Genomic DNA, 12,573 nt, shown 5'->3' with positions numbered 1-12,573 from the left:
ACGGGGGGCGCGGCCCGGCGTCGGCGGGATGCCGCCGCCCCCGCCCTCCCCCTCGCCCTGGGGGCACCTCCCAGGCCTTTGAGCCACTGGGGGCACGGCTGCCCGCAGCCGGCGGGGCCGGAGCCGGTCTCCCCCGGTGAACGCACCGTCCGTCCAGGGCACTTCGTGGTACGCGGCCGAGGCCGCGGGGCAAGCGCTTGCCGGGTCGGGCGGCGGCCCGGGTGCCGTGGGAGCGGGCCGTCGTCTCCCCGCCCCGTTCGCTTCGCACCTTGTGCGCAGGGGGTTTACAGCATCCTTCCAACGATGTAAAACCTCCTTGCGGCGCACCGGACGCCGCTTCGCACAGGGGGAGCAGCACCATGTCTGCGCGTCCTTCGGCTCCCCAGTTCCCTTTCAGCGTCACCCGGATCGGGGTCACCATGCAGCGCACCACTCACCGTTCTCTCCTTCTCACCCGTCCCGTGGTCGTGGCCTTGGCCGCCGCCGTGGCCCTGACCGCCACCTCCTGCGCCAAGTCGGAGGACGACGCTTCGGACAGCAAGAAGTCCCCGGCGGCCGCCGACGCCGGCCAGAAGGTCGTCACACCGAAGCCGGGCAGCAAGACCTGCGCCATCGACGCCTACGGCGGCGAGAAGGTCGATCTGAAGGACGCCACGGTCGGCTTCTCCCAGTCGGAGAAGGAAGCCAACCCGTTCCGCATCGCGGAGACGCAGTCCATCAAGGACGAGGCGGCCAAGAGAGGCGTCAAGCTGCTCACCGCCAACGCCCAGTCGCAGTTCTCCAAGCAGATCAGCGATGTGCAGGACCTCCTCGCCAAGGGCGCCGACCTGCTGGTGATCGCCCCGCTCAACTCCGACGGCTGGGACCCGGTCCTGCAGGCCGCCGCCGCGAAGAAGGTCCCGATCGTCACCATCGACCGCAAGATCAACGCCACGGCCTGCAAGGACTACGTCTCCTTCATCGCCTCGGACTTCGTCGAGCAGGGCCGCCGTGCCGCCGACCAGATGATCGAGGCCACCGGCGGCAAGGGTGAGGTCGCCATCCTGCTGGGCTCGGCCGGAAACAACGTCACCACCGAGCGCACCAAGGGCTTCAAGGAGCGTGTCGCCGAGAAGGCCCCCGATCTGAAGGTCGTCTTCGAGCAGACCGGTGACTTCACCCGTGAGAAGGGCCAGCAGGTCACCGAGCAGCTCATCCAGTCCAAGCCCGGTATCAAGGGCATCTACGCGGAGAACGACGAGATGGGCCTGGGCGCGGTGGCCGCGCTCAAGGGCGCCGGCAAGGAGGCCGGCGACATCGAGATCGTCACGGTCGACGGTACGCGCAACGCCGTCCAGGGCGTCGTCGACGGCTGGATCAGCGGCGTCATCGAGTCCAACCCGAGGTTCGGCCCGCTGGCGTTCCAGACGCTGGACACCTTCACCCAGGGCAAGGAAGTCCCCCAGGACATCGTGATCCAGGACAGCGCCTACAACGCCGACAACGCCGAGCAGGACCTCGGCAAGGCCTACTGACCCCGTTGCGGGGCCCGGCTCACCGGGCCCTGTCCGTCCGTCACCACTTTTCTTCCTGGAGGCACAGGTGGCTCCCCCCGCCGAAGTCCTCGCCGTCCGCGGACTGAGCAAGTCCTTCCCCGGCGTCCGGGCCCTGGACGACGTGGACCTGACCCTGCACCCCGGTGAGGTCCACGCCCTGATCGGCGAGAACGGCGCCGGCAAGTCGACTCTCATCAAGCTCCTCACCGGGGTGTACCGGCCCGACGCCGGTGACATCGTTTTCCAGGGCGGCAAGGTCTCCTTCGCCACCCCGCTGGAGGCCCAGAAGGCCGGGATCTCGACCATCTACCAGGAGGTCAACCTCATCCCGCTGCTGAGCGTGGCCCGCAATCTCTTCCTGGGCCGCGAGCCGCGGAACCGTTTCGGCCTGCTGGACTTCGCCCGCATGAACCGCGAGGCCGAGGAGACGCTGAGCGCCTACGGCGTCCGGGTCGACGTCCGCCGGCCGCTGCGCACCCTCGGTGTCGGCGCGCAGCAGATGGTCGCCCTGGCCCGTGCCGTGGCGAGCGAGGCCCGGATCGTCATCATGGACGAGCCGACCTCGTCCCTGGAACCGCGGGAGGTCGAGACGCTGTTCTCGGTCATCCGCCGGCTGCGCGACGGGGGCATCGCCGTCGTCTACGTCAGCCACCGCCTGGACGAGCTGTACGCCGTGTGCGACACGGTGACCGTGCTGCGGGACGGCCGTCGCGTGCACCACGGCCGGCTCGCCGACCTCGGCCGGCTCTCCCTGGTCTCCACCATGCTCGGCCGGGAGCTGGGCGAGGTCCGCCAGGAGGGCCTGACGAAGTTCACCGGCGGCCATCGCGCCACCGACACCCAACCCGTGCTGGAGGCACGCGAACTGACGGTCCCGCACCAGTTGCACGGCGTCTCCGTGAGCATCCGTCCCGGCGAGGTCGTCGGACTCGGAGGGCTGCTCGGTTCCGGACGCACCGAGACCGCGAAGGCCATCTCCGGCGCGTTGTCCACGAGTTCGGGCAACGTGACGGTGGCCGGGGTCCCGCTCCGCACCGGCTCCACCCCCGCGGCCATCAGGGCGGGCATCAGTCTGCTGCCGGAGGACCGCAAGAGCGAGGGCATCGTGCCCGGTCTGTCGGTCCGCGAGAACATCTCGCTGGCCGTCCTGCCCCGGCTCTCCCGCTTCGGCCTGGTCTCCGAGGCACGGGTCGACAGCATCGTGGACACCTTCATCGAGCGGCTGCGCATCAAGGCGTCCTCGCCGCAGCAGAAGGTCGGTGAACTGTCCGGCGGCAACCAGCAGAAGGTGCTGCTCGCCCGCTGGCTGGCGATGAATCCCAAGGTCCTGCTCCTGGACGAGCCCACCCGGGGCATCGACGTCGGGGCCAAGGCCGAGGTGCAGAAACTCGTGGACGAACTGGCCGCGGACGGCCTGGGCGTCCTGCTCATCTCCTCCGACCTGGAGGAACTGATCGAAGGGTCCGACCGCGTGGTCGTACTGAAGGACGGTGCGGTCGTCGGCGAGCTGACCGGCGACGAGGTCACCGAGGACAAGCTGATGCGCACCATCGCCGGGCACGCCCCGGAGAAGGACGCGGTCGAGGAGGCGGCCACCGATGGTTGAAGCCACCCTCAAGACCGTCCCGCTGGACAGGACCCGCGTCCTGCAGTGGCTGCAGACCTACGGCGTCTACGCCGGCGTGGCACTGCTGGTGATCGTCAACATCGCCGTCACCCCGCACTTCCTGTCCGCGGAGAACTTCCGCACCCAGGCCGTACAGGTCGCCCCCGTCATCATCGTCGCGCTCGGCATGGCCCTGGTCATCGGCACCGAGGGCGTCGACCTCTCGGTCGGTGCCGTGATGGCCCTCGCCGCCTCCGTGACGGCCCTCTACCTCGGCTACGGACTCCTGCCGGCGCTGCTCGTGGTGGCGGTGTTCGCCGCGGGCATCGGACTGGCCAACGGGGCGCTGGTCGCGTTCGTCGGGGTACAGCCGATCGTGGCGACACTGGCGCTCATGGTCGGCGGCCGGGGCCTCGCCCTGGTGCTGCTGCCGCAGCTGGAGGACCTGCGCAACCCCGCGCTGGCCTCCCTGGGCTCCGGCGACGTGCTGGGGATCCCGTATCTGATCCTGATCGCCGCCGTCCTGGCCCTGCTGGTGGCCTTCGTCGTCCGCCGCACCACCTTCGGACGGCAGCTCCTCGCCATCGGCGACAGCCGTCCCGCGGCGCAGCTCGCCGGGCTGCCGGTGCGCCGGGTGCTGATCGTGGTGTACGTCGTCTGCGCGCTGCTCGCCGCCGTGGCGGGCGTCCTCGCCACCGCACGGCTGGGGGCCAGCGACCCGACGTCGCTGGGCAATCTGATGGAGCTGTCCGCCATCACCGCCGTCGTGGTCGGCGGGACACCGCTGACCGGCGGCCGGGTGAACATCGCCGGCACCGTGGCGGGAGCCGTCCTCATCCAGCTGCTCACCGCCACCCTCATCAAGCACGATCTGCCGCCCTCGTGGACCCAGATCGCGCAGGCCATAGTGATCGTGTGCGCGGTCTACGCGGCACGGGGACGGGGGAAGCGATGACCGCCACGAAGACGGACGCCCCGGTGACCGCGGCGGGCGACGAGAAGCCTGCGCCGGCCGGCGAGCCCGTGGGTTCCGCCCGCTCCGAGCGGATGAGCGCACTGGTCCAGCAGCACGGTGCGCTGGCGGTGCTGGTGGTCGTCTCCCTGGTGGCGTCGTTCAGCTTCGACTCCTTCGCCACTGGTGACAACGTCAGCAACATGGCGACGAGTTCGGCGTTCCTGGCGATCGTCGCGCTCGGCATGACCTTCGTGATCATCACCGGGGGCATCGACCTGTCGGTCGGCTCGCTGTTCGCGCTGGGCGGGGTCCTGGCGGCCTGGGGTTCGCGGCACGGCACCCTGGTGGCCCTGCTGCTGCCGCTGGTGGTGTGCGGGGCGATCGGTGTCGTCAACGGGCTGCTGGTGGCCCGCTCCCGGCTGGCGCCGTTCATCGTCACCCTGGCGGCCATGCTCGGTGCGCGCGGTCTGATGCTGGCACTCACCGACGAGGGCGCCGACACGTACCTGATCGGCAAGGGCTCGTTCCTGGCCGAACTCGGGCAGGGCACGACCCTCGGTCTCGGCAATCCCGTATGGATCACGCTGGGGCTGTTCGTCGCCGGGGCCGTCGTCCTGCGCCGCACGCGCTTCGGACAGCATGTGTACGCGGTCGGCGGCAACGAGGACGCGGCGGCGCTGATGGGTGCCCCGGTGGCCCGTACCAAGATCCTCGTCTACGCCCTGTCCGGAGTGCTGGCGGGACTGGCCGGCGCGCTCAACGCGGCCTGGCTCGCCTCCGGGGTGACCATCCTCGGCAACGGCATGGAGCTGGACGCCATCTCCGCCGTCGTCATCGGCGGCACCCTGCTCACCGGCGGGCTCGGCTACGTCAGCGGCTCACTGGTCGGTGTGCTGCTGCTCAAGGTCATCCAGAACGTCATCAACCAGATCGGCTCCCTGGACTCCTCCTACCAGCAGGTCGTCAGCGGCGCCTTCCTGGCCGTCGTCGTCGTCGCCCAGACCTGGCTGGGCCGCAGACGGCAGCTGATGTGAGGCTCCGGACGCGGCGGCGGGCCACTGCAGGCTCCCGCCGCCGCGTCCGGTACCGGCGGCCGGTCACGCTCCATCGCGCGACCGGCCGCTTCCGCACGCGCACGTCTCCCACCCCCACTTCCCAAGGAGTGACGATGCGTCGAGTACCCGCACCACCGCTTCCCGTTCCCCGGCCCGGACTGCGGGCGTGGTGGGTCACCACCGTGCTGGCGGTGCTGGCCCTCCTCGCCGGAACGGCCCTCACCGTCTCCGGCACCGCGGCGGCGACACCCCGGGCGTGGACCCCGGAACCCGCGCCGATGACCACCCCGTGGACCGACCGGGTACCGGTCGACAACCCGCTGCCCGAGTACCCCCGTCCGCAGCTCACCCGCCCCGACTGGGCCAACCTCAACGGCATCTGGGACTTCGCCGTCACCTCGGCGGACGCCGGTCGGCCCGCCTCGTTCACCGAGCAGATCCGGGTTCCCTTCGTGGCCGAGTCCGCGCTCTCGGGCATCCAGCGCAGGATCACCCGGAACGACAAGCTCTGGTACAAGCGCACCTTCACGGTCCCGTCGAACTGGAACGGCCGCCGCGTCCAGCTCAACTTCGGTGCCAGTGACTGGCGTACGACGGTGTGGGTCAACGACCGGCAGGCCGGCGCCACCCACAGCGGGGGTTACGACTCCTTCTCGTACGACATCACCGACCTGCTGAACGGCGGCACGAACACCGTCGTCGTCTCCGTGTGGGACCCCACTCAGACGGGCAGTCAGGCGGTCGGCAAGCAGCGGCTCAACGAGGTGACGCCGCATCCGGGTGGGGGGATCTTCTACACCGCCGCGTCCGGCATCTGGCAAACCGTGTGGCTGGAACCCACAGCGGCCGCGCACATCACCCGTCTCGACATGGTGCCCGACCTCGGCAACAACCGTCTCAAGGTCACCGTGCGGGGCTCCGGGACCAACGGCCACCAGGCCCGCGTCACCGTCTCGAACGGCGGCACCACGGTCGGTACCGCCACCGGTCCGGTCGGAGTCGAGTTCGCCGTCGCGGTCCCGGACCCGCACCGGTGGACACCGGACGATCCGTTCCTCTACGACGTGAAGGCGGAGCTCCTGTCCGGCGGCACGGTGGTCGACTCCGTCGGCAGCTACACCGGCATGCGCTCCATCGGTCTCGCCCGCGTCGACGGCGTTCTGCGCCCGGTGCTGAACCGGGAGTTCGTCTTCCAGACGGGCACCCTGGACCAGGGCTACTGGCCGGACGGCATCTACACCGCCCCGACCGACGCCGCGCTCCGGTACGACCTGCAGAAGCACAAGGACCTCGGCTTCAACATGGTCCGCAAGCACATCAAGGTCGAGCCGCAGCGCTGGTTCTACTGGGCCGACCGGCTCGGTCTGCTGGTCTGGCAGGACATGCCGTCCATGGAGCGCACCCCCGACGCCGCCGCGCGCACCCAGTGGGAGGCCGAGTACGACCGCGTCATCGACCAGCACCGCAGCTCCCCGTCCCTGGTGATGTGGGTCGACCAGAACGAGGGCTGGGGCCAGTACGACCAGGCGCGCATCGCCGACGAGGTCAAGGCGTACGACCCGTCCCGGCTGGTGGACAACATGAGCGGGGTCAACTGCTGCGGGGCCGTGGACGGCGGCAACGGTGACGTGGTCGACCACCATGTCTACGTCGGTCCCGGCACCACGGTGCCCAGCGCCACCCGCGCCGCGGTCCTCGGCGAGTACGGCGGACTCGGTTTCAAGGTGTCCGGCCACGAGTGGTACCCCGGCGGCGGCTTCAGCTACGAGGACCAGCCCGACCTCGCTCACCTGAACAACCGGTTCGTCGGCCTGCTGGACGGCATCCGTGAGGTCCGCATGCCGCGAGGGCTGTCCGCCGCGGTCTACACCGAGATCACCGACGTCGAGAACGAGGCCAACGGCCTGCTCACCTACGACCGTCAGGTGGTCAAGGTCGACGAGGCCGGGGTCAGGGCGGCCAACCGGGCCCTGATCGACGCGTCCCGCTCACCGGCCGCCCCGGTGACCCTGCCGACCGGGCAGTACAAGTCCCTGCGCGTGACGACCCCGGGCCACACCGACCGCTATGCACGGCACCAGGACGGTGCCGTGTTCACCGCGGTCGTGGCCGGCGGCAGCGGCGCGCTGCTGAAGAGCGACGCCACGTGGAGGATCGTGCCCGGCCTGGCCGACAGCACCTGCTACTCGTTCGAGTCGCGGAACTACCCGGGCGAGTATCTGCGCCACCGCGACCACCGTGTGTACAAGGAGGGCGGCAGCGGCGACCTGTTCCGTGCCGACGCCACCTTCTGCCCGGTCCGGGGCACGGACGGCGGGGTGAGGCTGTCCGCCTACAACTTCCCCGGGCAGTATCTGCGCCACTACAACGCCGAGTTGTGGCTGGCCACCCCGGGCGGGACCCACACCTGGGACAGCCCCGCCCTGTTCACGCAGGACACCACGTGGGCCGTGGACGCCCCGTGGGCCCCGTGAGCGCGGCGAAGCAGCACACGTGAGAAGCGGTGGCGACCACCCGGTCGCCACCACCCCCGTCCCCTCCCCCACTGGAGTTCCTCAGCCATGACTGCCCGAACGACCGGACTCGCCGCCAGATGCTGTGCCACACTGCTCGTCGGCGGCCTCCTGACGATGCTCTCGCCTTCCCCCGCCGCCGCCGTACCCGCGTACACGACCGCCGAGGCCGGCAACCCCTTCGTGGACGGCTGGTACGCCGACCCGGACATCGCGTTGTACGAAGGCGCCTACTGGGTCTTCCCGACCACTTCCAGGCCCTACGACGAGCAGACCCACCTCGACGCCTTCTCCTCCACCGACTTGGTGCACTGGACCAAGCACAGCAACGTCCTGACCAAGGCGAACGTCTCCTGGGCCGAGCGCGCGATGTGGGCGCCCGCCCCGATCGAGCGCAACGGCAAGTACTACCTGTACTTCGCCGCCAACGACATCCAGAACGACTCCCGGCCCGGCGGCATCGGCGTGGCCGTCGCCGACCGTCCCGAAGGCCCGTACGAGGACGCCATCGGCCGGCCGCTGATCCCGGCGTTCCACAACGGCGCCCAGCCCATCGACCAGGACGTCTTCATCGACGACGACGGCCAGGCGTACATGTACTACGGCGGCTGGGGCCACGCCAACGTCGTCAAGCTCAACCCGGACATGACCAGCCTCGGCACCTTCGCCGACGGATCGACGTACAAGGAGATCACCCCGGCGGGCTACGTCGAGGGGGCGCAGATGTTCAAGCGGGGCGGGAAGTACTACCTGATGTGGTCCGAGGGAGGCTGGACGGGGCCCGACTACTCGGTGTCGTACGCCATCGCCGACTCACCCACCGGCCCCTTCGAGAAGCTCGACAAGGTACTCGCCCAGGACCCGGCGGTCGCCAAGGGCTCCGGCCACAACTCGGTCGTCAATGTGCCGGGCACCGACATCTGGTACATCTTCTACCACCGGCGCCCGCTCAGCGAGACGGACGGCAACCACCGCCAACTGGCTTACGACCGCATGCGCTTCCGCGCCGACGGCACCATCGAGCGCATCGAGATGAAGGTGCGGGACAACTTCGCCGACGGCAACGCGCTGGGCTGGAAGACCCACGGCGGGTCCTGGACGGTGGCCGGCGGACGCTACCGGGCGGACCGCTCGCTCGGCGGCAAGGCGCTGCTGGACACGGACTTCGCCGACTTCACCTACGACGCCGACGTCACGCCCGCCTCGCGCAGGGGCGACGCCGGCCTGGTGTTCCGGGTGACCCGGCCGGGGACCGGCGTCGACAGCTACTCCGGGTACTACGCGGGCATCGGACCGGACGGCAAGGTGGTGCTCGGCCGGGTGAACGACTCGTGGACCCCCCTGGCAACGGCCAGGACGTCCGTCACCCCGGGCTCGTCCCACCGCCTGCGCGTCACGGCCGTCGGTCCGTCCATCGAGGTGTACGTCGACGACCTGGCGACGCCGAAGATCTCGGTCACGGACGGCACGTACCGCAGCGGCGCCAACGGCGTCCGGGTCTTCGACACCGCCGCCTCCTTCGACAACGTGGCGATCAGCCCCGCGTCCTGAACCGGCGCGGTCCCGGCGGGAGGGCGTCGTCCTCCCGCCGGGACCGCGTTCCGCCCGCCGCGGGGCTACGGCTTCTCCCGGCCGTGGAGGGCGCTCACCTCCTCGGCGGTGAGCGCCTTGTCGTAGGCGTGGACCTGGTCCACCGCTCCGTTCCAGAAGTCGGTGTTCTCGCCGTTCCACTGGGCGCGGCCCACGGCGAGGGGCCCGGTGGCGACATAGGCGGGGCCGGCGGTGGCGGTCGACGCGAGCTTGCCGTCGACGTAGAGCCTGATCTGGCCGGTGGCGTCGTCACGTACGCCGACGAGGTGGTACCAGCGGCCGGTCTCCGGCTGGGTCTCCAGTCGTGCGCGCTGCCCGTCGGGCGTGCTGAAGGCGAAGGCTCCCTGGCCGTACTGCAGGTAGAAGGGGCTGGCCTGGCGCCGTCCGTCCTGGCTGAGGGCGGTGGCGTAGTTGCCGGGGAGGGAGTCGAGGCTGACCCAGGCGGAGACGGTGTAGCTGCCGGTGGTGTCGAGCACCGGTCCGTCGGTCTGGGCGTACTGTCCCCGGCCGTCGAACTTCAGCGCGCTGCCCCTGACTCCGGTGGTCCAGGTGGTGCCCTCGCTCAGCGTGAGCGGCTTGCCGCCCGGGCCGTCGTCCTTCGCGGTGGTGCCGGTGCCCTCGTCGAGGGCCCAGGAACCACCGCCCTTCAGCGGCTCGCGGTCGCCCGCCGCGGCACCGGCCGCGATGACCCTGCGGTTGATCTCGCGTACCGGCGCGGGGTCGACCTTGATCTCGCGGCGGTCGTAGGTGTAGAGGCCGTTGAGTTCGTTCTCCAGGTCGGTGATCTGCGTGTACACCGAGCCGGAGAGTTCGGCGCCGGCCTGGTCGAGGTAGAACTTCTCGGTGTTCTCGACGTACTTGCGGGTCAGTGCCGCCTTGTCGGTGACACCGCTGTAGATCACGGTCGGCGTGCCCGGCCACATGTGGCCCGGGGTGCGCAGCGTGAAGCCGCCGTGCTCACCGTCCATGGCCGCCCGGTGGTCCGGGAAGGGCGCGTCGTCGTTGTTGTAGTCGTGGTGGTCGATGATGTCGCCGGTGCCCGAGTCGCCCTTGGAGTTGCAGCAGTTGACACCGCTGTGGGTGTTGACGACGCGGGACGGGTCGGCGGCCTTCACCGACTCGGCGATACGGCCGGTCTCCTCCCGGTTCCACTCGCCCCAGCCCTCGTTGAAGACGATCCAGCCGATGACGGAGGGCGAGTTGTGGTGCTGGCGCATCATCTCGCGGCCCTGGTCGACGAAGGCCTTCTGCCCGGTTGCGCTGGTGAGGTTCCCGGAGACGAAGTCCTGCCAGACCAGCAGACCGAGCTTGTCCGCGTGGTAGAACCAGCGGGGCGACTCCACCTTGATGTGCTTGCGGACGGCGTTGAAGCCGAGCTCCTTGTGCGCCTTCAGGTCGAACGCCAGGGCGTCGTCGCTGGGCGCGGTGTAGAGGCCGTCGGGCCAGAAGCCCTGGTCGAGGGTGGCGAGGGAGAAGACCGGCTTGCCGTTGAGGACCAGCTTCTGGTAGCCGCCGACCTCCTTGATCCCGATCTCGCGCATGCCGAAGTAGCTGCCGACCCTGTCGGTGGACCTGCCGTCGGTCAGCTTGATGTCGAGGTCGTAGAGGTAGGGGTCGTCCGGGCTCCACAGGTGCTGCTTGGCCACGCGCAGGTCCAGCTCGCTGTTGGCCGGACCGCTGACCTTGCCGACGACCTTGCCGCGGGCGTCGCGGGCCACGGCCTCGACCCGGGCCTTGGAGGAGGCGCCCTCGGACTCGACGGTCACCGCCAGGGTGCCGGTGTCGATGTCGGGCGTGGTGACGACGTTGTCGATGGAGGTGTCGGCGACGGGCTCCATCCAGACGGTCTGCCAGATGCCGGACGACTGGGTGTAGAAGATGCCGCCGGGGTTGGTGGACTGCTTGCCCGTCGGCTGGTCGGCGCCGCCGGTGTCGGTGACCGCGACCACGATCTCCTGCTTGCCCCGGCCCACGATCGCGTCGGTGACGTCGGCGCTGAAGGCGTTGTAGCCGCCGGTGTGTTCGGCGACCTTCTTGCCGTTGACCCAGACGGTGGCCCGGTAGTCCACGGCGCCGAAGTTGAGCTTCAGCCGGTTGGCCTTGCCGCTCTTGCCGACCTTCCAGCTCTTGGGCACGTCCACGAGCTTGCGGTAGAACATGTGGTCCTCGTGCCGCTCGAGCCCGGAGAGCTGTGACTCGACCGGGAACGGCACGATGATCTTCTCGTCCAGGTCCTTGCCGAAGACCGGCTGCTCACCGGCCTTCGCGCCGCTGAACTGCCAGGGTCCGTTGAGGTTCTTCCACTTCGAGCGGACCTGCTGCGGGCGGGGGTACTCGGGCAGCGGGTTCTTCGTGTCGGCCTTGTCGCCCCACGGGGTGGTGATGCGGTGGGTGGACGTGTTCGCGGCGTAGCGGACGATCCGGGGCACGGTCCTGCCGCCGGCCGTGAGGCCGCCCTCGCCGTCGTAGGTGAACCGGACCTGCTGGTTCTTCTGGATCGGCTCGGAGAGCGTGATCAGGAGGGAGTCGGGGTCACCGGGGGCGGCCGCCACCGCCTTGACCGGCATGGCCGTCGTGTCGGCTTCGATCTTCAGGTGGCCGGCCACCTCGGCGAGGTCGCCCACCGGGTCCTCGAACCGGGCGCGCAGCTTCCGGCCGTCCTCGGTGACGGTCGGTTCCACCGGGAAGACCTCGAAGCCGGCGGGCGGGGTGAACGCCGTCGTCGGCACCAGCTGCTTGGCCATCGTCGGCGTCGACCAGCGCAGGAACATGTTGGCGCCGCCGACGTCCTGGAACATCTCCATACGGAAGTCGTGCTTCTCGCCGGCGGTCAGCTCGACCGCCGCGCTGGTCTGCTCCTTGTCCCAGTCGCCCACCCAGTGGTCGATGACCGGCTCGTCGTCGATGAAGAGCCGGAAACCGTTGTCGCCGATGCCGTAGAAGGTGTATTCACCGGTCTCCGGTGCCTCGATCTGTCCGGTCCAGCGGGCGGTCGTGTGCTCCGTCCGCCCGGTCAGTTCCTCGAAGGTGCCGGTCAGTCCGGAGAAGTTGATCTGCGGCTCCAGCAGGGTGCCGCCGAGTTCGGCGAAATCCCGGGCGCCCGGTGCCGACATGCCGTAGTACTCGCCCTTCAGGCCGTGCACCACGACATCGGCGTCGGCGGCGGTCGAGCCGGCGGACGACACTCCGGCCATCGGCACGGCGGCCGACGCGGCGGGCGCCAGGGCGCCCGTGGACAGGGCCAGGGCGGTCACCGTCAGCAGAGCCCACGATCTGGATCTCGGGCGGGTGAGTTGTCTTGTCATCGAACCTTTCCTCG

The 12,573-nt window shown here is 70.0% G+C and carries 7 protein-coding genes; 6 read left to right on the top strand and 1 reads right to left on the bottom strand.

Annotation, left to right across the window (positions count from 1 at the left end; genetic code table 11):
• Nucleotides 1–419 precede the first annotated feature (419 nt).
• The 6 genes from ACH4VX_RS27475 to ACH4VX_RS27450 all read left to right on the top strand — a co-directional run bounded on the left by ACH4VX_RS27475 (nucleotide 420) and on the right by ACH4VX_RS27450 (nucleotide 9,215).
• Nucleotides 420–1,514, top strand: a complete 1,095-nt coding sequence (locus ACH4VX_RS27475) for an ABC transporter substrate-binding protein (RefSeq protein WP_398370974.1) — start codon at nucleotides 420–422, stop codon at nucleotides 1,512–1,514.
• 67 nt (nucleotides 1,515–1,581) lie between these two features.
• Complete coding sequence (locus ACH4VX_RS27470; RefSeq protein ID WP_398370972.1) at nucleotides 1,582–3,141, top strand: sugar ABC transporter ATP-binding protein; 1,560 nt, start codon at nucleotides 1,582–1,584, stop codon at nucleotides 3,139–3,141.
• Nucleotides 3,134–4,096 (top strand): ABC transporter permease, encoded by a 963-nt coding sequence (locus ACH4VX_RS27465; protein ID WP_398370970.1) that lies wholly within the window; start codon nucleotides 3,134–3,136, stop codon nucleotides 4,094–4,096. The genes ACH4VX_RS27470 and ACH4VX_RS27465 overlap by 8 nt, the downstream gene beginning before the upstream one ends.
• The gene (locus ACH4VX_RS27460; protein WP_398370969.1) at nucleotides 4,093–5,130 is read left to right on the top strand and encodes an ABC transporter permease; all 1,038 of its coding nucleotides are present in this window, start codon (nucleotides 4,093–4,095) and stop codon (nucleotides 5,128–5,130) included. Before ACH4VX_RS27465 ends, ACH4VX_RS27460 begins: the two co-directional genes overlap by 4 nt.
• A gap of 134 nt (nucleotides 5,131–5,264) precedes the next feature.
• Entirely contained in the window at nucleotides 5,265–7,625 is a 2,361-nt protein-coding gene (locus tag ACH4VX_RS27455) for an AbfB domain-containing protein (protein WP_398370967.1), read from the top strand.
• Nucleotides 7,626–7,712: 87 nt separating this feature from the next.
• The gene (locus ACH4VX_RS27450; protein ID WP_398370966.1) at nucleotides 7,713–9,215 is read left to right on the top strand and encodes a glycoside hydrolase family 43 protein; all 1,503 of its coding nucleotides are present in this window, start codon (nucleotides 7,713–7,715) and stop codon (nucleotides 9,213–9,215) included.
• A gap of 65 nt (nucleotides 9,216–9,280) precedes the next feature.
• On the opposite strand, the gene ACH4VX_RS27445 is transcribed toward ACH4VX_RS27450, so the two are convergent.
• On the bottom strand, nucleotides 9,281–12,559 hold the full coding sequence (locus tag ACH4VX_RS27445; protein WP_398370964.1) for a LamG-like jellyroll fold domain-containing protein: 3,279 nt from the start codon (nucleotides 12,557–12,559) through the stop codon (nucleotides 9,281–9,283).
• Between the last annotated feature and the right edge of the window lie 14 nt (nucleotides 12,560–12,573).

Source organism: Streptomyces sp. NPDC020731, assembly GCF_044334705.1.
Lineage (GTDB): Bacteria > Actinomycetota > Actinomycetes > Streptomycetales > Streptomycetaceae > Streptomyces.
This window is presented reverse-complemented; position numbering and strand designations above follow the sequence as displayed.

Bases quoted from the DNA above. Each gene is read 5' to 3' on its own strand.
- ACH4VX_RS27450 (WP_398370966.1), top strand. From the start codon at position 7,713: ATGACTGCCCGAACGACCGGACTCGCCGCCAGATGCTGTGCCACACTG.
- ACH4VX_RS27445 (WP_398370964.1), bottom strand. From the start codon at position 12,559: ATGACAAGACAACTCACCCGCCCGAGATCCAGATCGTGGGCTCTGCTG.
- ACH4VX_RS27465 (WP_398370970.1), top strand. From the start codon at position 3,134: ATGGTTGAAGCCACCCTCAAGACCGTCCCGCTGGACAGGACCCGCGTC.
- ACH4VX_RS27455 (WP_398370967.1), top strand. From the start codon at position 5,265: ATGCGTCGAGTACCCGCACCACCGCTTCCCGTTCCCCGGCCCGGACTG.
- ACH4VX_RS27460 (WP_398370969.1), top strand. From the start codon at position 4,093: ATGACCGCCACGAAGACGGACGCCCCGGTGACCGCGGCGGGCGACGAG.
- ACH4VX_RS27475 (WP_398370974.1), top strand. From the start codon at position 420: ATGCAGCGCACCACTCACCGTTCTCTCCTTCTCACCCGTCCCGTGGTC.